This is a genomic window from Glutamicibacter sp. NPDC087831 (genome assembly GCF_044742845.1).
Lineage (GTDB): Bacteria > Actinomycetota > Actinomycetes > Actinomycetales > Micrococcaceae > Glutamicibacter.
Map to the genome: position 1 here is coordinate 13,528 of NZ_JBIUVH010000008.1, position 21,717 is coordinate 35,244.

The following is a 21,717-nucleotide window of genomic DNA, read 5'->3' on the forward strand; positions in this document are numbered from 1 at the left end:
AAACGCCTAGATGTAGCGATCCAGCAACGAGGATTCGGCCATGCGGGCCAGCCCTTCCCGGATGGAGCGTGCACGCTGCTCGCCGACGCCCTCGATTTCCATGAGCTGGCTGGTGGACGCTGCCATGAGCAGCTGCAAGTTATCGAAGGACGCCACCAGGCGGTCCCCGACCAGCTTGGGCACCGTGCGGATCTGCGAAAGCAGGCGGTAGCCCTTCGGGGTCAGCTGGTCGTCTTGGCCAATGGTGGAGTGCGGGAACAGGATCTTGGTCAGGCCATCAAGCTCAATGAGCTGGGCATCGGAAACTTCATGCAGCGTCTCCAGGGCACGCTCGATATCCAGCTCCTGGCCTTCAGCGTCGGAATAGTCCCGCAGGAGCAACTGGTTATCCGCCTGGATGCCGGAGAGCAATTCCGCATGCTGGGCCGCCAGCAGGCGCCCATCGATGCCCAGCTCCAGCACGTAGCGGGAGATTTCTTCGCTGGTACGGCGCAGCATCTCGGTGCGCTGCAAGACAGCGAGCACTTCCCGCGCGGTGGCGACATCTTCAATTTCCGCAGCTGACAGGGCGCTGGTGACCTGGTCCAGGCGGTGGCGGTACCGTTCCAAGGTAGCAATAGCCTGGTTGCCGCGGGCCAGCAGGCGCTCGGCTGGCTCGAGCACATGGCGCTCGCCGTCGGCATAGAGGGTGATGGTCTGCATGGACTGCGAAACCGAAATCGTCGGGAACCCGGTTTGCGCGGCTACGCGTTCTGCCGTGCGGTGGCGGGTGCCGGACTCCTGGGTTTCAATCTGCGCATCCGGCATCAGCTGCACGCCGGCCTGCTGGATCTGGCGTCCTGTGCCGTCCAGAATGATCGCGCCGTCCATCTTGGCCAGTTCGCGGATGCGTGTAGGCGTGTATTCGGTGTTGATCCTGAAGCCGCCGGAGCTGATCGACTCCACGAGCCTGTCATGGCCCAGCACTATGAGAGCGCCAGTACGGCCGCGCTGGATCCGTTCAAGACCCTGGGCGAGCTCGGTACCCGGGGCAATCTGGGCCAGAACGGCAAGGAATCCGGGGGTTGGGTGCGCTTTCAACTTGCGTCCTTTCGGCGGGCAGCAACAATCAAGTTTATCCTGCGGGCTTCTGTCGCTGGTTAAACGCAATATCCAGCGCCTGCGCGATGTTCTCCACCTGGAATACGCGGATGCCCTCGGGGATATTCTTCAACGGTTCCGGGGTGGCCGGAGCCATCGCGAAAGAGAAGCCCAGACGCTGCGCCTCGGTGATGCGCCGTGAGATTTCCGGTACTTGCCGAACTTCGCCGGCCAAGCCGACTTCGCCGAAGGCCACGAAGTCCTGCGGCAGCGGGAATTCATTCATCGAAGAAGCCAATGCCAGCGCGCAGGCCAGATCCGAGGCGGGTTCGGCAATTTTCACGCCACCCACGGTGGCGATATACGAGTCCATGGACGACAGATCCATATGCGCGCGGGCCTGCAGCACCGCCACAACCATTTGCGCCCGCGCGGCATCCAAGCCACTGGTGGCCCGGCGGGCAGCAGGGGCATTGCTGCGCGAGAGCAAGGTCTGCACCTCGGCAACCAGCGGCCGGCGGCCCTCCATCGTGACGGTGATGCAGGTGCCCGGCACCGGGGTGCGGGTTCGGGTGACGAAAAGCTTGGAAGGATCGGTCAGCGATTCAATGCCGTCTTCATTCAAATCGAAGCAGCCCACCTCGTCGGTGGCTCCGTAGCGGTTCTTCAGCGCGCGCAGGATGCGCAACCGCGAATGCTTCTCGCCATCGAACTGGCAGACCACGTCCACCAGGTGCTCGAGCAGCCGTGGGCCGGCGACCGAACCTTCCTTGGTCACGTGGCCGACCATGATGGTGGACATGGCTCGGGTCTTGGCCGCGTTGATGATCGAGGCAGCGACTTCGCGCACCTGGGAAACGCCGCCGGCAGCGCCGTCCACCTCTGCCGAGGAGAAGGTCTGCACCGAGTCCAGGATCAGCAGCTGCGGATCGATCTCCTGGATCTGCCCCAAGGCCAGAGCCAGGTCGGTTTCGGCGGCCAGGAACAGCGTATCGGCGATGGCGTTGATGCGTTCGGCGCGGGACTTTACCTGCGCGGCGGACTCTTCACCGGTTAGATAGAGCACGCGCAAGCCGGTTTGCGCGGCTTTCGCGGCAACGTCCAAGAGCAGCGTGGACTTGCCCACGCCAGGTTCGCCGGCCAGCAGGATCGCGGCTGCCGGAACCAGGCCGCCACCGAGCACGCGGTCAAGTTCGGAGACGCCGCTGGGGCGGAAGGCCGCTTCGGAGCCGTCAATCTGCGCGATCGGCTTGGCTGGGTGGGCCACCTTGGCCGCGGCTACGGTACGGGCGGAGACGACACCCACTTCTTCGACAGTGCCCCAGGCCTGGCATTCGCCGCAGCGGCCCACCCACTTAATCGTGGTCCACCCGCATTCAGAGCATTTGAACGATGCGGAAGACTTGCTGCGAGTGGAGGTTTTGGCCATGGCTCAATGCTATCGAGCTATGCGGACATTTTCGTTCAGGACAGCTTGGGCAGCACTTCGATGGCTTCTTCGTGTTCGCGGCCTGCCGCTTCGAGCAGATCCACCACCATCGGGCGCAGCAGCAAGACCAGGCCTTCGCCCTGGAGCCCCTCAACTCCCAGGGCGCGCGGATCCAGTTGGGCGGCGACGCCTTCGAGCTGCAGCTGGGCGGCCTTCTCGTATTTGCGTTGGCCAGCCACCGTGGTTTCGCGCACCGAGTGCGCCAAGGTGTTGACCGCCTCGGATAGCTCGCGCATCAGGGGAGCCAAGGTTTGCGCGCCTTCCGGGGTCAGTGCGCTGTTGCTGAGCACGGAAGCAAGGCGCCGGGCGAAGACCCGCGAGTTGCGGGCGGCCCAGTCGTAGTGGTTGAAACGCTTGGATAGCCGGTTCAGTTCATGGCGGTGGCGACGCCCGGTGGGGGAAATCGTTGCGATTTCCTTCGAAGCGCGGAAGGCGGCTGGCAGCATATCCAGGTACTTCTGGGTTCCGCGAGCCTTGATCAGTGCGTGGAAGGCTGCGCGCCGGTCATCGTCGCGGATGGCCCAGGCGCATTCCAAAAGCGCTTCGGAGAGCTCCTTGAACAGATCCGATAACGCGGACACCGGGCTGCGCCGCGGGTCGGTAGGCCAGAAAATAATCACCAGCAGGGCAAGCAGGGACCCGGTCAGGGCATCGATGGAACGGGCAAATGGCCCATCCGCGCTGATGGGCAGCAGCACTACCAGCGCCGATTGCATGCCCAGCTGGGTGGAGAAGATGGCACCGGAATCCAAATAGCGGGCAATGACCAGACTCAGCGACATCACCAGTGCGGCCTGCCAGATCCCCTGCCCGAACCAGTGCATGAGGGTATCGCCCAGCGCCACCCCCAGGGTGCACCCCAGGGCGACTTCGGCGGTTTTGCGCACGGTGGTGGAGGCGCCGAAGCCCAGGGAAACCAGCGCGCTGGTGGCTGCGAAAATCGGCTGGGAATGTCCCCAGATGCTTTCGGCGATCCAAAAGGCTCCGATTGCGCCAAGCGTCATGCGCAGGATTCTAGGCAGGGAGTTGCGCGAGCGTATCAGCCCAGCGCGATTGCGCTGCGCTATGAATCCGAATAGATGCGCTGGCATGCGCTTCACTTTCCGCCCAGTTGCCATGGCTTCAGTCTTCCACGTGTTCGGCGGCAGGTGGCAGAAGCTGCCGGGATATTGCGCTGGTGAGCAGGATCACTTGGCTTCGGGTATGTTGTTAACCTTATGTTCACCTTTGCCGGGGGAGCTGGTTACTTTCGATCTTTAACGTCGTAGATGAAGCGGGAAGACGCCGCTGAAGGTTTTACATCGATCTACCAACATGGGGAGTAAATCTCGTGAAGCTCAATCGCTTTGGCAGCGCAGCTGCTGTTCTTTCCGTAGCGGCACTCGCGCTGACCGCTTGCGGCTCGGATAACCCAACCGCCGCAGCAGGTTCTGAAGGTGCCGAGGCGTCGGCAGCATCCGGTGTCACCGGAACCCTGACCGGCATCGGCGCATCCAGCCAGAACTCGGCCATGGAAGCATGGACCACCGGCTTCAAGACCGCCAACCCGGAAGCCAACGTGCAGTACTCGCCAGATGGCTCCGGCGCAGGCCGCGAAGCATTCCTGGCAGGTGGCGCGCAGTTCGCCGGCTCGGATGCATACCTGAAGGAAGACGAAGCCGAAAAGGCCAAGGAAGTTTGCGGCCCAGAAGGCGCATTCAACATCCCGGCCTACGTTTCGCCGATCGCGATCGCTTTCAACCTCGAAGGCGTTGAAGAGATCAACATGGACGCAGCCACCATCGCCAAGGTGTTCAAGAAGGAAATCACCAAGTGGAACGATGAGGCTATCGCCAAGCAGAACGAAGGCGTTGAACTCCCGGACACCGCAATCACCGTGGTGCACCGCAATGATGAGTCCGGTACCACCGAGAACTTCGTCGAGTACCTGAAGGCCGCAGCGGCTGACGTTTGGAGCTACGATGTTTCCGGCGACTGGCCAAGCGACATCCAGTCGGAGAATGCCAAGGGCACCTCTGGCGTGGTTTCGACCACCACCTCCACCAACGGCGCAATCACCTACGCCGACTTCTCCGCAGTGGGCGGCCTGTCCACCGTGAACGTGAAGGTCGGCGAGGAATACACCAAGATTTCTGCTGAAGCAGCTGCCAAGGCCCTGGAGACCGCAACCCCAGTTGAAGGCGCAGCCGAGAACGACCTGGCTCTGGACCTGGAGCGCGACACCACCGAAGCGGGCACCTACCCAATCGTCCTGGTTTCGTACCACATCTTCTGCAGCAGCTACAAGGACCAGGCAACAGCCGATCTGGTCAAGGCCTTCGGCAACTACGTCATCTCCGAAGATGGCCAGAAGACCGCGCAGGCTTCGGCAGGCAACGCCCCGATCTCGGCAGCCATTGCCGAGAAGGCAAAGAAGTCGATCGACGGCATCACCGTCGCCGAGTAGTACCCCGCCGGGCAACCGGCACCAGGTGCGGGTGGACGAACTCACCCACCCGCACCAGCAGTACCCCTCCACCCCCGCAGTGAAAACTGCACCACCCCCGTTTCGTAAAGGCTCTAGCCATGACTACCAATGCTTTGACAAGCAAGTCATCGACTTCCGGCCGCGCTGGTGACAAGATCTTCTCCGGTGCCGCCCTGGGCGCCGGTGCCCTGATCCTGATCACGCTCTTCGCGGTCGCGGTCTTCTTGCTGATCCAAGCCCTGCCGACGTTCTTCGCCGATCCGGCGGAGATTTCCGGCGGCGCAGGATTCTTCGCTTACATCTGGCCGATTGTTATCGGCACCGTGATCGCAGCGGCTATCGCGCTGCTGATCGCCACCCCGATCGGCATCGGCGTGGCGCTGTTCATCTCGCACTTCGCTCCACGCAAGGTCGCAGGCCCGCTGGGCTACCTGATCGATCTGCTCGCCGCGATCCCCTCGGTGATCTACGGCGCGTGGGGCTACATGGTGCTCGCTCCGGCTCTGGTTCCAGGCTACGAATGGCTGGCCAAGAATCTGGGCTTCATCCCCATCTTCGAAGGCCCCGCCAGCCAGACCGGCAAGACCATGCTCACCGCCGGCATCGTGCTGGCCGTGATGGTGCTGCCGATCATCACCTCGCTGAGCCGCGAGATCTTCTTGCAGACTCCCAAGCTGCACGAGGAAGCCGCGCTGGCACTGGGCGCAACCCGCTGGGAAATGATCACCACCGCGGTGATCCCGTTCGCCCGTCCGGGCATCATTTCCGCCGTCATGCTGGGTCTGGGCCGCGCCTTGGGCGAGACCATGGCCGTTGCGCTGGTGCTCTCCACCGGCAACCTGATCCCATCGCTGATCAAGACCGGCAACCAGACTATCGCCGCGGAAATCGCCTTGAACTTCCCTGAGGCCTTCGGCCTGCGCCTGGCAGAGCTGATCGCCGCCGGCCTGGTCCTGTTCCTGATCACCCTGGTCGTGAACATGATCGCTCGTGGAATCATCGCCCGCCACAAGGAATTCTCGGGAGCTAACTGATGAGCACCATGACTACTAACCAGAGCAACAGGCCCGGGGCCCCGACTCCACCGGTGCGCAAGCGCAACTCCTTGGCCAAGGGCAAGCTGCCGAAGTGGGCCATCTGGGCGATCGCCGCAGGCGCCATCATTGTCGGCGCGGCAGCGTCCACGCTGACCGGCTTCAACGTTGCCTCCTTCGCCATCTACTCGGCGCTCATCTTCCTGGTGGCCGCCTCCGTGATCACCACCGCAGCTGAAGGCAAGCGCCGCGGCAAGAACGCGATGTGGACCTACCTGATCTACGCGGCGTTCATCGTCGCCGTAATCCCGCTGGTATCCGTGCTCTATACGGTGCTGGAAAAGGGCATGCCGGGCCTGAACAGCCACTTCCTGTTCAGCTCCATGAACGGCGTGACCGGCGCGGTGGACAATGAATCCGTCGCCAATGGCACCCCGGTAGTCGGCGGCGCGTACCACGCGGTGATGGGCACCTTGCTGATCACCCTGTGGGCCACCTTGATCTCCGTTCCAGTGGGCATGCTGACCGCTGTCTACCTGGTGGAATACGGGCAGGGCAAGGCGCTGTCCAAGGCGATCACCTTCTTCGTCGACGTGATGACCGGCATTCCTTCGATCGTTGCCGGCCTGTTCGCAGCGGCCTTCTTCGGCATGATCCTGGGTCCGAACGCCCGCATGGGCATCGTCGCGGCGGTCGCGTTGAGCGTGCTGATGATCCCAACGGTGGTCCGCTCCACCGAGGAAATGCTCAAGATCGTTCCCAACGAACTGCGTGAAGCTTCCTTCGCGCTGGGCGTGCGCCGCTGGCGCACCATCTTGAAGGTCGTCATCCCGACCGCGATCTCCGGCATCGCCTCGGGCGTCACCCTGGCCATCGCCCGCGTGATCGGCGAGACCGCGCCAATCCTGGTCACCGCAGGCATCGCAAGCCAGATCAACATGAACGTCTTCGCAAACTGGATGTCCACGCTGCCGACGTTCATCTACTACCAGATCCTGACTCCGACCAGCCCGACGAACATCGACCCGTCGGTGCAGCGCGCCTGGGCTGCTGCCCTGCTGCTGATCTTCATGGTCATGGCTTTGAACCTCATCGCCCGCCTGGTCGCTTCGATCTTCGCCCCAAAGAAGGGCCGTTGAGCTAAGGCTCCGGTCCGGACAAACCCGAACTTTTCAAGGATTACATCATGGCAAAACGCATTGACGTCAACGACCTGAACGTCTACTACTCCAAGTTCCTCGCCGTTGAAGGCGTCTCGATCAACATCGAGCCGAAGTCCGTCACCGCTTTCATCGGCCCCTCGGGCTGCGGCAAGTCCACCTTCCTGCGCACCCTGAACCGCATGCACGAGGTCATCCCGGGCGGCCGCGTCGAGGGCCAGGTCCTGCTGGACGGCGATGACCTGTACGGCGCCGGCGTCGACCCGGTCACCGTGCGCAGCCAGATCGGCATGGTCTTCCAGCGTCCGAATCCGTTCCCGACCATGTCCATCAAGGACAACGTGCTCGCCGGAGTGAAGCTGAACGGCCAGCGGATTTCCAAGTCCGATGCCGATGCCCTGGTCGAGAAGTCGCTACGCGGCGCCAACTTGTGGAACGAAGTCAAGGATCGCCTGGACAAGCCGGGCTCGGGACTCTCCGGCGGCCAGCAGCAGCGCCTGTGCATCGCCCGCACCATTGCGGTCAAGCCGGACGTGATCCTGATGGATGAGCCTTGCTCGGCATTGGACCCGATCTCCACCCTGGCTATCGAGGACCTGATCAACGAGCTGAAGAACGACTACACCGTAGTGATCGTGACCCACAATATGCAGCAGGCTGCACGCGTGAGCGACAAGACCGCGTTCTTCAACATTGCGGGCACCGGCAAGCCGGGCAAGCTCATCGAGTACAACGACACTGCAGCCATCTTCTCCAACCCGGAGCAGAAGGCCACCGAGGATTACGTCTCCGGACGCTTCGGATAAAGATTTCGGATACCGCCGCTCCTTGAGCCGGCGGTAGACGGACCGGAAGGGGGGTCTTCCGGGGATCCTGGAGGGGATCACCGCCAGCGGCGCACCGATTACGGTGCGCCGCTGCACTTTAACTATTCATGTAAAGCACCCTTGACTGTAAAGCACGCTTGTCAGTAAAGTGTGGTTTACATCAATAGGGATAGGGGACAACGATGGATTCAAAAGCAGTTGGCCAGAGCAAATGGGGCCGTTCGCGCTTCGGTGGCGGGTCGGGCGCCCTGATTGCCGTCAGCCTCAGCGCAGGGGCAGTGCTTTCAGCCGGTGCAGGTGTGCTCTTCGCCCGGCTGAACGCCCCGGAGCATTTCGTCTTGGCAGCGTTGCTCATGGCCGCTGGCTTGCTGCCGGTGCTTTCTACAGCTTGCTGGGCGTTGCTGCTGGATCGCGACACCCTGCGCGGTGCCACAAGGAACCCCGAGATATCGGTGGAGAGCCAGTGGTATGACCGAGCTGCCATCGGAGTGTTCCAGGATTTGCTGTTAGTTTGCGGCCTCGGTGGTGCAGTGTTTTCGTTCATTCAGATCCAAGCATCACTTGGCCTCGTTCTGGCTGGTGTCGTGCTGCTGGCGTTGCTTGACTTCGGAATCCGCTATTTCATCATTAAGCGGGCAGAAAGCTAGTGGAGAACAATCTCAGTGCATACCGCAGGGAACGCGGGTTCTCCCAGCAAGCATTGGCCGACCTGCTGGGCGTCTCCCGGCAGACCGTCATCTCGCTTGAAAAAGGCCGCTACGACCCGTCCCTGCCGCTGGCATTCAAGCTCTCGGCGGTCTTCGGCTGCAAGATCGAAGACCTCTTCATTCCGGGCGAAGACTAGGCGTTGCCCAGCAGCGGGTGCACCGCCAGGGTGAGAATCGCGCCGCAGGCAACGCAGGCAATCGGGGTCAGCACCCAGTGCAGCAGCACCTTGGTGACATTGCGCCACACCACCGATTCGAAAGACTGGTTATTGCCGGCACCGACGATGCCGCTGGTTACCGCCTGCGTGGTGGACAGCGGCAGGTGCAAGACGAGCGAGCCGAGGAACAGCATTGCCGCGGCTACGCCCTGGGCGATCATGCCGCGCAGCGGATCGAAGTTCACCAGCCGGCGGCCGAGCGTATAGGTGATGCGCCATCCGCCCAGGAGCACGCCAAGCCCCAGTGCCGAGGCCGCGGCCAGCTGGATAGCCCATGTCACGGGCCCCGGGTCCATTGCATGACCGGTGATCAGCACCAGTGCGATCATCGCGCCGGTGCGCTGGCCATCTTGCAGCCCCAGTCCCAGAGCCACGGCGCAGGCGGTGATGGCCTGGCCTGCGCGCGAGCCGTTGTTGACCGAACGCGAGGAGTTGTGGCGCATCAGCCAGGTCGCCGGAATCACCAGCGCATAGGACAACAGGTAGGCGATGACCGGGGTGATCAGCATGGGCAGCAGCACCGAGCCGAGCAGCAGACCCCAGGCCCCGGACATCGACAGGTCGCCCATGAAAGCCGAGGCGCCGCTGGCGCCCACCAAGCCGGAGAACAGCGCATGGGTGGAACTGACCGGCAGGCCGCGCCACCAGCAATACAGGCCCCACGCGCCGGCGGTCAGCAGGCCGCAGATCAGCAGCTTCAATCCGACGACGCCATCGGGGAGATTGAAGTTCAGCTTGTCCACCAGCGCCACGCTCAGCCCCGAGGTCGCCAAGGTGCCGAGGAAGGCGAATACCGCCGCCACAGAGACCGCAATGGCCGGGCGCAGCGCCCTGGTGCGGACGGAGGCCGCAACGGCCGTAGAGGAATCCCTGAAGCCGTTGAGCACGCCATAGCCCAGGGTCAGGACGATCGCGAATCCGGTGAGGACCGAAAGGATGGTCATTTCCCCTAGGACTCCTTCACCAGCACGCGACCCAGGTGGTCGGCGAACTGGCGCAGGGTGTTGGCGGTAAGCATCAGGTGGTCGGCCACGCGCTGGTGGCGGTGGATGGTCCCTGGCTTGGCGAACTTCGCGATCTCATTGACCCACACCAGGTGGGTTCGGGCCGCGCGCTTGGAGAACTGCAGCATCTGCAGCCAGTTGTCTTCCAGGTCATCGAGGTTATGCAGGCGCTGGACCGAATCGGAGGCCAGCTCGGCCAGCTGCGAAATGAGTTCAAGCTGCTCCGAGGAACGCTCGGAAAGCGGGGTGGAGCCAACGGTCATGATCAGTTCGCCGGTGCCGCGCAGCTGTTCCATGGTTTCGTGCAGCAAGCGCGAAAGCGTGTACATGTCTTCGCGGGGAAGCGGGCTGATATAGCTGGTTCGCAGGTGGGTGAGCACCGCGTGCACCAGATCGGAGGCCTCGGCTTCCGCGGAGGCCAGATCCCGCAGCTGGTCCGCACGGGTATCGGGTGAGCCGATCATCTCGGCGACATTGGCAACGGAGGTGCGAATGGTCGTCGTCAACCCGCACAGCAACTCGATGCCGCGCGAGGCGGAGGGAAAGATCTGGAACTTCACTTTACGGCGCACCATTCGATTCGACGGCTATTGGTACCAACGCAGAACAGTTTACGACGTGGAAGTTAACACCGGGTATTTGAAGGTGCCGGACCGGGAACGCCTCTCGGCGGAAGGCCGCTCGAAGCGGCAGAATTTTGGAGCCCGGGGTTACCAGCGGCCCGGCACCGTTACCTAGTGTTCTCGCCCTACCGGTGTGCTGTCAACCGCAGGGCGGCGCTCGTGCGTTTTCTCACGCTAGCGGCGCACGCTCTTCTCCGCTCCGCTCAGGCAGAGCAGCGCGCAACAGAACCAGATCGCTCCCGCCGGCCCCAAACCCGCGGCGACCGTACTCGAGATGATCGGCAAAGCTACTTGTCCGACCCGGTTTCCCATGAGCCGCACGGCCAATGCGGCACCGCGGTCCACCGCCGGTACCGAGGTGGAAATCATGGTCATGGTCATCGGCTGGCCCAGGCCCAGGAAGAAGCCGCCGACCAGCAACGCGGCCCCGGAGGCCCACAGCGAATCGATGAAGATCGGGGCCAGCGCGATGGCTATGCCCGAAATGTACAAACTGGTGACTAGCAGGTGGTTGCGTTCGAAGTGGGCCGAGAGCTTGGGGATGAACAGCCGGGAAACTACCGAAGCGAAACCTCGAATGGCCAAAAGCACACCAACATCTTCGGGTGTGACGCCATGTTTCTCCGCCACCAGCGGCAAGAAGGCCGTGAGGATGTCCAGCATGGCCAGCAAGGTCATCGAGGCGAACATGTGCGAAGCCATGCCCTTGATGCGCAAGACCGAGGGAATGGAGGCTTCGGACTTCGCCGGGCGGGTTTGCGGCGCCGTCTTGGAAATCCTCGGCTGCCAGCTCGGAAGCAAGAAGGGGACAGCTAGCAGTGAGCACCCGGCCGCAATCCACAGCGACAGGCTGATGCCGGCGATGCGCTCAGGGGAGGCGGCATCGGTACCGGAGCCGAGCACCAATCCGCCAATCAGCGGCCCGATGAATTGCCCAGCCGCGTAGGCGGCCGTGAACCAGCCAAAGCCCTTGTCCAGATCGCTGTCGGGGAAGAACCGGGCGATGGAAGATTGCCCGCCAATGGTAAACATCAGATGCCCGAGCCCGAGCACGGCACTGGCCAGCGCCACGGTCAAGGCATTCGGGGAGAAATTGATGCCGATGCCGCCCGCGGCCAGCAAGGCCACGCCGGCAACCATCAGGAACCGGATCCTGCGGATCCGCGAACTGGCCCGGCCCAGCATCATTGCGGTGAACAGCGGGAGGATGGCATAGGCGGCGGTCACCACGCCGACGGTGAACTCGCCGGAGCCAAAAGAGATGAGCTTATAGGTGGTCACCGGACGAATGAGGTTCAGCGCCGTTTGGGAAAGCAACGCCGTTGCGATCAGGATCAGCAACCAGCGTACGAGCCCTGAAGAGTTGGTCCTCGATGCGGCGCCCACACCCACCTGCCTAAAATTGAGGGGCAACTTCCTCAACCCATCCTAAGGGCGCGGGATCATGTTTCAGTCCAATGCGTCCTGGCGCCAAAGCCGGGCGCAGGCTTCCAGATCCACGGCGGTGCCCATCAGGGCCTTGGCCTGCTGGGTCAGCTTGGTTCCCCGATCGCTGCTGGAAAAATCCGCGGCATCGGCATGCTCGGTCATGCCCAGCGCCAGTACCCGGCAATAGGCGGCGGTGCGTTCCAAGGCGTGGGCGAAGTCGCCGTCGAAGGCGCCGGAGAGAATCGACCCGGTCATCTTCTTCATCTCCTCGGCGGTCGGCGGCTCGGCCACTCCGGCGACGATGCGTTCGACCTGGGCACGATGGGCTCCAGCCTGGAAGCGTGCAGAATGCACCTCGGGCTTGCTCATTGTTGCCGCGCGAACCGCATACAAGCGCCACAGGGCACCTGGCAGGGAGCGGGCCGGAGCCTCGCTCCACAGCTGCGCGAGCACCTCCAGCCCTTCTTCTTCGGCCACCGCAATCAGCCGGCGTGAAACTTCGGGGTCGTTGTTGGCAATGCCGCGCTGCACGAAAGCCTGGGCGGACAGATGGGCTGCCTCGGATACGCGCGCCGGATCAGCGCCTCCCTCGTAGGGCTCGAAATCTGCCGGGGCGAAGGGGCGTGGTTTGTGATGGCGGAATCCCGCATCCTGGGCAACTTTTGATCCTGCACGTGCACCTCTCATGCGCTCCAGAATACTCGCTGATCCTGAGTTCTGCGCCAACAAGTGATTTAGCTTGCAAACCCCAAGATCCAGCGGAAATTACGGGCTGCCGAATTGCGGAATACGCCGATTAATACTCATGCCGGTCCATCAGGTAGTATGGATTTTGGCCTTGTGCCGTGCGCCTTTAGCTCAGCTGGTAGAGCACTGGACTTTTAATCCATTGGTCGCGGGTTCGATCCCCGCAGGGCGCACAAAATGAAACCGGACCCGGCTTGCTGACGCAAGCCGGGTCCGGTTTTTCGATTTATTGTCCGGCATGGAACCAGCGGACTGCCCTCGTGCTAGACGTAGGGCTGAAGGAACTTGACCATGCGTTCCATCACCAACGCGCGAGCTTCTGGATCATGCGAGCGAAGCGAGCTGTCGGTGAACAGGTGCTGCGTGCCAGGGTAGGTGAAGAGCTGGGCGATATCGCCGCCCTCTGCTTCAACGAAGCGCTGAGCTGCCTCCAGGTCGCCTTCCTTCGCGAAGAACGGGTCCTGGTCCATGCCATGGATCTGCACCGGGACATTTTCCGGCCACGGCCCGAAGCTCCAGTCGGCGTCCAGGTCCACGAAGGATTCGAGCAGGATCGCGGCGATGGCGCCGGGACGTTGCTGCGCGCACTGCTGGGCCAGGGCCGCGCCCCAGGAAGTGCCGATGTAGACCAGCTCTTCGGGCAGTTTGCCAAATAGCTTGTCGACGCGTTCCTGGATCTTGTCCGCGGTCAGCTTGCCTGCCATGCGCATCCCGGCATCGAAATCCTTGGGCAGCTTGCCGGCGTACAGATCCAGTGCGTGCACGGTGTGGCCAGCGGCGCGCAATTCTGCGGCCATCTCCTGCACCCCGGGGGTCAGGCCCTGGACGTGATGGAAAAGAACAATCGTAGCCATGGGTGCTCCTAGCGGTTTCTAGCGTTCGTCGACCAGGTTCTCGATGCGCTGCGGCAAGTGCTCAATGGCCATGTCCCAGCCGGGCATCTGGCTATTGATCTCCACGCTGTACCCTTCGACCAGCATGAATTCTGCGCAGGTAAGGATTTCCTGGCCGGAACCCGTTTCATAGATGAAGGCACGTTTGATGTCCTGCCAGAGCAGGGTTGCGGACTGGTCGATCACGAGGCCGCTTTTGACGACTTCGACGGTGCGCTGGGGGTAGGACATACTCAACTTGCTTTCGGGGTCCTTGGCGGTGTGCTTTGAACAAGTCTAAACCGGCAGCGCACCGCCAGGGGGTTAGCAAACTGGATTCGGGTAGGACTTCGCCAAGGTTCCCTGCGCATCCAGCTCCAGCAAATAGTCCAGATCCAGCTGCGACAGGAAATGCTGATCGTGGCTGACTACCAGCAACGCGCCCTTATAGGCGCCCAGTGCTTCGCTGAGCTGGCGCACGCTGTCCATATCCAGATTATTGGTGGGCTCATCGAGGATGAGCAGCTGCGCGGCTGGTTCTGCCAGCAGCAACGTCGCCAGATGGACCCGGAAACGCTCGCCGCCGGACAGCGCCGCCACTGGCCGGTCGGCGCTGGCCCCGCGCAGCAGCAACCGGGCAAGCATATTGCGCACGTCGTTCGCGGTTGCTGCTGGCGCCACCAGCGCCACGTTCTGGATCGCGCTTAGTTGGCCATCCAGGCCGTCCAGGCGCTGGGGCAGGTACCCGACCCGGTCCACGAAGAGCGTTCCGCCCGGTCCGGGGCCGGGATCTTCGCCGGCGAGCATCTGCTGGAGCAGCCGGGTCTTCCCGGAACCATTGGGGCCGACAAGGCCCACGCGTTCGGCTCCCTGGATGATGAACTGGTGATCTTCTGCACCTAGCGCCGCGACCTGCTTGCCCGAGGGCAACCGGGGATCGGGCAGCTCGATGCTGATGTGCTCGGCCTGCCGAACCCGCCGATCGGCATCGTCGAGCCTGGCCTGTGCCGAATCGACCTTGCCATCCAGGTTTGAACGCATCTTCCCGGCGTTCGCCTCGGATTTCTGGCGAAGGTGGTTGGCCAGGATCTTCGGCATGCCTCCGGAAAGCTGGGTGGCCCGACCCTTGCGCTTGGCCCGCGCCAACTTCGTTTCGGCCTCTGTCCGTTGGCGCTTTTCCACTTTCAGGGAGGCCTGGGCAGTTCTGGCTGCCTGCTCGGCCGCCTGCTGCTCGGTTTCAAGCTGCTCGCGGTATGAGCTGTAGGGCCCTCCGAAAACGCTGAGCTTCCCGTCGTAGAGCTCCACCGTATGCTCCATGAGCTCGAGCAGCTCGATATCGTGGCTCACCACAACCAGCGTGCCCTTCCAGGCACGTACAAGGTCGTAGAGCAATTCACGGGCAGGGCGATCGAGGTTATTCGTCGGCTCGTCGAGCAGCGTGATCGGCGAATCGGCCAGTCGCAGGCCCAGTACCGCCAGCAGCATGACCTCCCCACCCGAAAAGGTGGTGATTTGGCGGCCCAGATCCAGCCCGTCGAAGCCCAGCGGCGCCAGTTCAGCTCGAACCCGGGCTTCGGCATCCCAGTTCGCGCCCACCGCATCGAAATCCGCTGGGTCGACACTGCCGGACTCGATAGCTTCCAAAGCCGCCAGGACCTGATGCACCCCCAGCAGCTGGGCGACGGTCGTGTCCTGTTCCAGAGCCAGCGTTTGCGGCAGGTAGCTCAGCGGTGCGTTCGTTTCTGCCGTTCCGCTCGTTGGGCGCAGCTGCCCGGCGATCAGCTTCAGCAACGTCGATTTGCCGCTGCCGTTGGCGCCGATCAACCCGGTCCGCCCGGATGGAAACGTGCCGTCCAGATTGGCCAGGGCGCTTTCTCCCGTGGGCCAGGAAAAGCTGAGGTTGTTCAGGGTAATTGGTGGTGTCAAAGACATGCAGGTCCTCCCGCGAATGCGAAGGGGCTGCCGGCTTGGGGGATCGCAGAATTGGCTCAACCCCGCAGGGGAGCCGGAAAGGAAAAGGATACCGAAGCCGGTAGCCGAAATGAACAAGATGCACCGTTGGGAATCGATGCGGGGTCATCGGCTGGCTCAGTAGGTATCCATGCCAACGAGTGTAGCAGGGGGAATTGGGGTGTTAACCCCCTCAGTACAAGAAGATCGGGAGCCATTCCCGGTTGTGCGCGTGGACCAGCGCGAGGAACAGGACGAAGTCGAAGATCAGATGCACGCTAACTACATAGGACAAGGACTTGGTCAGCTTGAAGGTATACCCCTGCAGCAGGGCGAAGGGAAAGGTCAGCAACGGCCCCCAGGATTGGTAGCCGATCTCCCACAGGAAGGAGGAGAAGATCACCGCTTGCAGGAGGTTGGCCTGCCAGTCCGGGAAATGCTGGCGCAGCAATGCGAATGCCGTGCAGATGAAGAACAGCTCGTCCCAGATGCCCACCGAATTAACTCCGAGGAAGAGCCGCCAGAAGATGACTGGGTCCGAGGCATCCGGCCAGTTCTGGTAGGCGCCGGTGCTGATCAGGTACACCGGGAGGATGAAGAAGCCCAGCGCCACCACCCCCAGCAAGTACAGCTTCGCTGCCAGCGGCCACTTGAGGCCGGTGTTCACCGGGAACTTGATGATCTGCTCGCGCAAGGCGAAGCGCGAGATCAGCCAGGGCAGCAGGACTGCCGCGGCCAGCGCTGCGCCCATCAGCGCCATGTGGCCCAGGTCCAGATCGGCGTTGAGCGGAACCAGGCTGATGATCACCAGCCCTGCAGCGATCAATGCCAGATGCCGAGCGAGCCTGCGCTGGATGACCGCTGCGCACAGCAGGCTCAGCGCCAGCAGGCCGTAGCCCAACAGGTCGTTTTCGGCGCCGAAGAGGAACACTGCGGAACCCGAGAGCAGGGAGGCTGGCAGCAGCTTCCAGCTCATCGCGGGGCGGTGCGATTCGGTTGGTATCTGGCTCACGGACACAAGCATGCCAGCTGGGCCGGCAGAAAGACACAGCCCGCCGCCGCGGAACCAGTGCTTTAAAGCTTCTGGCCCGCATCCGTCATTTCGGCTGCGGGCCAGAAGGAAAATTCTGGAGAAGTGCTACTTCCAGGCGCGGTGCACGGCGACGATGCCACCGGTCAGGTTGCGGTATTCCACGTTCTTCCAGCCAACGTTGACGAACTTGGCACCCAGTTCGTCCTGGTCTGGCCAAGCTGCAATGGATTCAGCCAAGTAGGCGTAAGCGGTCGGGTTAGGGGAAACCAGATAGCCCAGCGCAGGAATGGCGCGCGGCAGGAACTGCTTGTAGGCCGTCTTGATCGGGGCGACGGTCGGAGTGGAGAACTCGGCGACGACGATCCGTCCGCCGGGCTTGGCCACGCGGCGCATTTCGGACAGGGCCTTCTCGGTATCCGCGATATTGCGCAGACCGTAGGAGATGGTCACTGCATCGAAGGTGTTGTCTTCGAACGGCAGGTCGGTTCCGTCTCCGTAGACGAAGTTCAGCTGCGGGTAGCGCTTGCGGCCCTCATCGAGCATGCCGTGGGACATGTCGCAAGCGGTGACGTCAGCGCCGGCTTCCGCGAGCGGGACCGAGGAGGTGCCGGTGCCTGCGGCGAGGTCGAGAATGCGCTCGCCGGGCTTTGGCGCGATCGCTTCGGTGGTGATCTTGCGCCAGTAGTTCACGATGCCGCCGGTCATCAAGGTATTGAGCAAGTCGTAGCGAGGAGCCAGCTTGTCAAACATTTCCTGAACCTGTTCGGCCTTCTTGTCCAGGCCTGCGCGCGCATTCTGAGAACTCATGGGTCTAAGTCTTCCATATTTGCGCGCGCCAAGGCGCCGGATGTGGGGCGAATCGCCCTTTAGAGAATCGATTCGAGCCGGGCGTAGCTGGCCTCCATCCCGTCGGTCATTCCGGTGGCGAGCACCATGTCGCGGGTTTGCGCATCTGGGTAGGTGATCAGGATCGTCAGCAGGGTGCCGCCCTGGTTGGATGTCAGCGTTAATTCATTCACCGTGGCCGGGTAATCGGTGCCGATCATTTGCTCCGTGGTCCGCTCGTAGGACTGGGGCAGCGTTTCAAGTACGGTTCCAGTGAAACCGAAACCGGAGCCGTCATCGGCAGATAGCGGTTCCCACCAGTACCGGTAGGTCTCGCCGGCCTCTTGCGCCGTCACGCATTCAGCCAACTGCCATCCGTCGGGGCCGAGCATCCAACGTTTCATGAGCCGCTGGTCATGGTGGGCCTGCCAGACTTGCTCCACTGACCCGCGCACCAAGCGGGTAATGCGCACCTGGGTGTCCGACAGGATCTGTGCATCGGTGATGAAATTTTCGGCATAATTGCGCAGGTCGATGAGGACTTGCTCGATCTGGCTCATGGCCGAACGGGTGCCATCGATCATGCCCATGGAGACGACTTGTTCCAGCTCCTCAACGGAATCGAAAACTGCTGTAATCGTCAGTTTTGATCCTTCAGGCGTCGGGTCGAAGGAGAAAACCATGCGGTTGAGGGGCAGGTCGGGGTTCGGAGTGCCGTCGGCGTGCGCAAAGCCGTCGCTGACCTCAAAGAATTTGTGCTCGACGACTTCATTCCAGATCCAGTAACCGTGGAATTCTTCGCCTTCGGGAGAAGTCATGTGGTAGTTCGAGCGGCCACCAGGGGTGGCATCGTGCCGGGTGAAAGTTGCCGGGTATTCCACCGGCCCCCAGAATTTTTCAAGTTGCCGGGCGTCCAGGTAAGCATCCCACAGGCGGGAAACCTTGACCGGAAATTCTGCGTGGACAGTCAGTGAGAGTGCTTCGGAATCTTTGACAACGGATGTGACAGGCATGGGAATGCTCCTTATTTGTCCCCATCGGCGAGGAAATCATCGAGCCGGCTGATGCGTTGGCGCCAGATGTCTTCGAGGGAAGAGAGTAGCTCTTGCGCGTGCCGGATGGTATCCGGCTGTCCGCGAACTATGCGTTCGCGACCACGTGCGATTTTTGTGACCAGACCAGCGGATTCCAATGCCGCGACGTGCTTCTGAACTGCCGCAAAAGACATGTCATAGCTTGCAGCAATTTCCGAAACGCTCACCTCGGCGTTTAGCGTCCGCCGCACGATGTCTCGTCGTGTGGCATCTGCCAAGGCGCGGAAGACCTTGTTTGCCTGTTCTTCGCTCAACTCATATACAACCATTTGGTTGTATATTACGCCCGGAATGGGCTGGAAGTAAAGAGGTGGATCAAAACTTTTGGAGAGTAGTGTACTTATCCCCTATATAATCGACATTGTATAGGTGATATGTCACCTGCGAATTTCAGCCTTGGGATTGCGCGCCGCGGGGCCGCCCCCATGCCACTCGCGAGCAGCCGTTCCCATGTCGGGAACAGGGTGCTGATGCGCATCGTGCGCGGATTTCCGATTTGCCGAACCCGAGGCGGTGGCCGATGCGATCGCATCCCTTGCCTCGGCGAGGCGTCGGGCATGAGCGGAGCGAATTCCCCAGTGCGCCCTGAGGCGACTGCTTGCGCAAAGCCTGGACGGGGCAAGCATCATCCATGGCTCCGGTGATCATGATTCAGCGCTTCTGCAGCGTCGCGCCCAGGATTGCTTGGGCGCGCGTGGCAAGTGGATGCGCTGCCCGGGGCGTTCGAGAGGCCGGATTGTAAAAATATATAGACTGGTCTATTTTTAATTGTATGACTCCCAAAGGAGACCTCACCAAGGCACGGCTCGCAGAGTCCATGCTTGAACTCATCCAGACCAGCGGATACAGCGGCACCGGCCTCAATGCAGTGATCGAGCACGCTGCAGCACCAAAGGGGTCGGTCTATTTCCACTTCCCCGATGGGAAAGAGGGGCTGGGCGTGGCCGCAGTAGAACTGGCCGCCAAGCAATTCGAGACCATGATTATCCAGGTCGCCCAGAGCGCAGGAGGTGCTGCCGAAGCCGCCAAGCTTGCTATCCAAGCGTTGGCCGCCATCATCAGCGATAGCGGCTTCCGCTTAGGCTGCCCCGTGTCAGTGGTGACCTTGGAAATGGGAGACTCAAGTGAACGCCTGCGGCAAGCCTGCGCCACCGCATTCGAGTCATGGATCACTCCGACCACTGCCCTGCTCGAAGCCGATGGCGTGGGCAATGCCCAAGCGAAGTCCCTGGCAACTGTTATCGTCTCGACCATCGAAGGGGCCGCCATCGTTTCCCGGGCGATGAAAAGCACCCGGCCGCTTCTCGCCGCCGCCGACGCGGTAGCCGACCTCATTGGCCTGCGCCAACAGGGCGAAGGGGACCAGAATTGATGCACGGAGCCAACCTTCGCCATGCGCTGGTTTTCGGGGCATCGGGACTAATCGGCAGGCATCTGATCCTTGCTCTCCTCGACGCCCGAACGCAGGTAACAGCAGCTGTCCGGAATGCTGAATCCGCAGCGAAGGTCAAGAATTGGCTGAGCCAGCACGGACTGGAACAAGTGATCAATACCGCGATCGTCGACTTCGACGCCCCCGAAATCCTGGCTGGCGGACCTGCGGCCTTCACCAGCGTCACCGAAATTCACAATTGCGCCGGCACCTACCGATTCGGCATGAGCGCGCAGGAAGCCCGCAGCGCTAATGTTGGCATCGTCGAGAAGCTGGTGGATTTTGCTGCAGCGCTGCCAGAGCTGCAGCGCATTGTGCATATTTCCGGCTACCGAGTCGGCGGGCAGGATCCCTCGAAGGTTCCGTGGCCGCAGGACTACCGCGATCATCTCTACCGGAAACTAGGCGCTTACGAAGCCTCGAAAGTGGAGTCCGACGCGGTCTTCCAAGCCCTCGGCAAAGAACACGGAATCCCTTGGACCATCGTCAATCCGGCCAGCGTCATCGGCCACAGCATTACCGGGGAATCCGACCAGCACATCGGGCTGGCCGGCACCATTGAGCAGCTCTGGGAAGGGAAAACCGCAGCTCTTCCCGCAGGTGACTCGACTTTCTTACCGGTGCTCACGGTCGACTATATGGCTGCGTTCATGGCGGCCGTGGCCATTGCGCCGGAGGCGATAGGCAAATCCTACTGGCTGCTGGATGACGCCACTGCGCCACTGGGGCGCTTGCTGGCCGAAACTGGCCGGCATCTTGGCGCGAAAGTCCCCAAGCTGCGCTTGCCCGTGGGACTAATCAAGGCTCTTCCTTCGTGGATCACCAAAGCCGATCCGGAAACGCTCCACTTCATGTCCGCGGACCGCTATCCGACCGGGCCCGCGATCGAATTCGCCAACCGGCACGGAATCCAGATGCCTGACGTTGGTTCCTCTCTGGAGCGCTGGGCAGACTATCTGGCCGCCCACCGATTCGGGGCCGCGGCATCTGGGGCACGCCGCTATGTAGATGTCGGGGGAGTGAGAACTTTTGAGCTGGGCGACCGCGAGGAACGCCGGTTGATCTTCCCTGGCCTTCCGGTAAATGCCGATACCTGGGCCGCAGTAGCTCAGGGCATTGGCGGACGGGCCGTTGACCTGCCAGGGCTTGGGCTCAGCGGCGGACGGGGCGTCCCGGATTGGGACCGGTGGCTTCCCGCTCTCCTGGCAGGCGGCCCGGTGGATCTGATCGGGCACTCCATCGGGGCAGCCGCCGCCACGCTCGCCGCGGGTCGACTGCCGGGCAAGGTCCGCTCGCTGACCTTGGTTGCGCCGTTTTTCTTGCAAGGGCCCGCAGGGAAGGCGCCAAGGTTCCAGCCGCTGGTCCGCGGCTATTTGCGCCATGCGACCGCGGAGCAACTCTCACGTCAATTGACCGGCAACGAGGCGAGCTCAACTGCCTTGGTCTCCAGCGTCAGCGATCTGAAGCGAAGTACCGCCGCCGCGGTAGCTGGCCATCTCGCCCTGGCGAGTTCCAAGCAGTGGCGCCGGCAGTTGCGGGAGATGCTCGATCGCTATGACGGTCCGCTCCGAATTATCTGGGGAGCCGAAGACCCATTGGACCCCGCCGCAATCCGGCAGCTGGAGTCCCGGCCCGAGGCTGGACTGCACTCCATTCCCTCCGCGGGGCACCACCCGCAGCTGACCCACGAGGATGCCCTGATTGAACTGTTGAAGTAGGGGTTGGAG

Annotated in this window: 22 protein-coding genes and 1 tRNA gene; 9 read left to right on the top strand and 14 right to left on the bottom strand. The window is 62.3% G+C overall.

All coding sequences use genetic code 11. The features are described 5' to 3' along the window. Positions 1-6: 6 nt before the first annotated feature. From disA to ACIOJF_RS17420, 3 genes are read right to left on the bottom strand one after another with little or no spacing between them, the layout of a single operon-like run. Positions 7-1,080 (bottom strand): DNA integrity scanning diadenylate cyclase DisA, encoded by a 1,074-nt coding sequence (gene disA, locus ACIOJF_RS17410; protein WP_105659006.1) that lies wholly within the window; start codon positions 1,078-1,080, stop codon positions 7-9. Positions 1,081-1,114: 34 nt separating this feature from the next. Next, a complete protein-coding gene (gene radA / locus ACIOJF_RS17415) occupies positions 1,115-2,509 on the bottom strand; it encodes a DNA repair protein RadA (protein WP_105659005.1) in 1,395 nt (464 codons plus the stop codon). A 35-nt stretch (positions 2,510-2,544) separates the two neighbouring features. After that, positions 2,545-3,573 carry an aromatic acid exporter family protein gene (locus ACIOJF_RS17420; RefSeq protein WP_286134711.1) on the bottom strand — a complete coding sequence of 343 codons (1,029 nt, stop codon included), beginning with the start codon at positions 3,571-3,573 and terminating at the stop codon, positions 2,545-2,547. 326 nt (positions 3,574-3,899) lie between these two features. On the opposite strand from ACIOJF_RS17420, the gene pstS reads away from it, so the two are divergent. From pstS to ACIOJF_RS17450, 6 genes are all read left to right on the top strand, one after another. After that, complete coding sequence (gene pstS / locus ACIOJF_RS17425; protein ID WP_105659003.1) at positions 3,900-5,015, top strand: phosphate ABC transporter substrate-binding protein PstS; 1,116 nt, start codon at positions 3,900-3,902, stop codon at positions 5,013-5,015. A gap of 119 nt (positions 5,016-5,134) precedes the next feature. Then, a complete protein-coding gene (pstC, locus tag ACIOJF_RS17430) occupies positions 5,135-6,070 on the top strand; it encodes a phosphate ABC transporter permease subunit PstC (RefSeq protein ID WP_402741976.1) in 936 nt (311 codons plus the stop codon). Beyond that, positions 6,070-7,209, top strand: coding sequence for a phosphate ABC transporter permease PstA (gene pstA / locus ACIOJF_RS17435; RefSeq protein ID WP_105659001.1), 1,140 nt, complete (start codon positions 6,070-6,072; stop codon positions 7,207-7,209). The genes pstC and pstA overlap by 1 nt, the downstream gene beginning before the upstream one ends. A gap of 47 nt (positions 7,210-7,256) precedes the next feature. After that, positions 7,257-8,036, top strand: coding sequence for a phosphate ABC transporter ATP-binding protein PstB (gene pstB, locus ACIOJF_RS17440; RefSeq protein WP_105659000.1), 780 nt, complete (start codon positions 7,257-7,259; stop codon positions 8,034-8,036). A 203-nt stretch (positions 8,037-8,239) separates the two neighbouring features. After that, the gene (locus ACIOJF_RS17445; protein WP_105658999.1) at positions 8,240-8,704 is read left to right on the top strand and encodes a hypothetical protein; all 465 of its coding nucleotides are present in this window, start codon (positions 8,240-8,242) and stop codon (positions 8,702-8,704) included. After that, positions 8,704-8,901, top strand: a complete 198-nt coding sequence (locus tag ACIOJF_RS17450; protein ID WP_105658998.1) for a helix-turn-helix transcriptional regulator — start codon at positions 8,704-8,706, stop codon at positions 8,899-8,901. The genes ACIOJF_RS17445 and ACIOJF_RS17450 overlap by 1 nt, the downstream gene beginning before the upstream one ends. Here ACIOJF_RS17450 and ACIOJF_RS17455 read toward each other — a convergent pair. The 4 genes from ACIOJF_RS17455 to ACIOJF_RS17470 form a co-directional block, all read right to left on the bottom strand. Beyond that, positions 8,898-9,926 (bottom strand): inorganic phosphate transporter, encoded by a 1,029-nt coding sequence (locus ACIOJF_RS17455; RefSeq protein ID WP_105658997.1) that lies wholly within the window; start codon positions 9,924-9,926, stop codon positions 8,898-8,900. The genes ACIOJF_RS17450 and ACIOJF_RS17455 overlap by 4 nt on opposite strands. Positions 9,927-9,931: 5 nt before the next feature. Continuing rightward, entirely contained in the window at positions 9,932-10,546 is a 615-nt protein-coding gene (locus ACIOJF_RS17460; protein WP_286134404.1) for a hypothetical protein, read from the bottom strand. Between the two features lie 237 nt (positions 10,547-10,783). Continuing rightward, a complete protein-coding gene (locus ACIOJF_RS17465) occupies positions 10,784-11,995 on the bottom strand; it encodes an MFS transporter (RefSeq protein WP_105662707.1) in 1,212 nt (403 codons plus the stop codon). Positions 11,996-12,058: 63 nt separating this feature from the next. Beyond that, positions 12,059-12,724: a hypothetical protein gene (locus tag ACIOJF_RS17470; RefSeq protein WP_105658994.1), complete on the bottom strand. Its 666-nt coding sequence runs from the start codon at positions 12,722-12,724 to the stop codon at positions 12,059-12,061. A gap of 160 nt (positions 12,725-12,884) precedes the next feature. Between ACIOJF_RS17470 and ACIOJF_RS17475 the strand changes: the two genes are divergently transcribed. Then, positions 12,885-12,957 (top strand) — tRNA-Lys (locus tag ACIOJF_RS17475). A gap of 90 nt (positions 12,958-13,047) precedes the next feature. Here ACIOJF_RS17475 and ACIOJF_RS17480 read toward each other — a convergent pair. From ACIOJF_RS17480 to ACIOJF_RS17510, 7 genes are all read right to left on the bottom strand, one after another. Continuing rightward, positions 13,048-13,638, bottom strand: coding sequence for a dienelactone hydrolase family protein (locus ACIOJF_RS17480; protein WP_402741977.1), 591 nt, complete (start codon positions 13,636-13,638; stop codon positions 13,048-13,050). A gap of 18 nt (positions 13,639-13,656) precedes the next feature. Then, positions 13,657-13,908 (bottom strand): hypothetical protein, encoded by a 252-nt coding sequence (locus ACIOJF_RS17485; RefSeq protein WP_105658992.1) that lies wholly within the window; start codon positions 13,906-13,908, stop codon positions 13,657-13,659. Positions 13,909-13,980: 72 nt separating this feature from the next. Then, positions 13,981-15,588 carry an ABC-F family ATP-binding cassette domain-containing protein gene (locus ACIOJF_RS17490; RefSeq protein WP_402741978.1) on the bottom strand — a complete coding sequence of 536 codons (1,608 nt, stop codon included), beginning with the start codon at positions 15,586-15,588 and terminating at the stop codon, positions 13,981-13,983. A 211-nt stretch (positions 15,589-15,799) separates the two neighbouring features. Then, positions 15,800-16,582, bottom strand: a complete 783-nt coding sequence (locus ACIOJF_RS17495) for a CPBP family intramembrane glutamic endopeptidase (protein ID WP_402741984.1) — start codon at positions 16,580-16,582, stop codon at positions 15,800-15,802. Positions 16,583-16,744: 162 nt separating this feature from the next. Then, the gene (locus ACIOJF_RS17500; protein WP_105658990.1) at positions 16,745-17,446 is read right to left on the bottom strand and encodes a demethylmenaquinone methyltransferase; all 702 of its coding nucleotides are present in this window, start codon (positions 17,444-17,446) and stop codon (positions 16,745-16,747) included. A gap of 59 nt (positions 17,447-17,505) precedes the next feature. Continuing rightward, complete coding sequence (locus ACIOJF_RS17505; protein ID WP_105662710.1) at positions 17,506-18,477, bottom strand: SRPBCC family protein; 972 nt, start codon at positions 18,475-18,477, stop codon at positions 17,506-17,508. 11 nt (positions 18,478-18,488) lie between these two features. Next, positions 18,489-18,827 (bottom strand): helix-turn-helix transcriptional regulator, encoded by a 339-nt coding sequence (locus ACIOJF_RS17510; RefSeq protein ID WP_105658988.1) that lies wholly within the window; start codon positions 18,825-18,827, stop codon positions 18,489-18,491. Between the two features lie 503 nt (positions 18,828-19,330). Here ACIOJF_RS17510 and ACIOJF_RS17515 point away from each other — a divergent pair. Further along, positions 19,331-19,930 carry a TetR/AcrR family transcriptional regulator gene (locus ACIOJF_RS17515; protein WP_402735839.1) on the top strand — a complete coding sequence of 200 codons (600 nt, stop codon included), beginning with the start codon at positions 19,331-19,333 and terminating at the stop codon, positions 19,928-19,930. Further along, positions 19,930-21,708 carry an alpha/beta fold hydrolase gene (locus ACIOJF_RS17520; protein WP_402741979.1) on the top strand — a complete coding sequence of 593 codons (1,779 nt, stop codon included), beginning with the start codon at positions 19,930-19,932 and terminating at the stop codon, positions 21,706-21,708. Before ACIOJF_RS17515 ends, ACIOJF_RS17520 begins: the two co-directional genes overlap by 1 nt. Positions 21,709-21,717 lie beyond the last annotated feature (9 nt).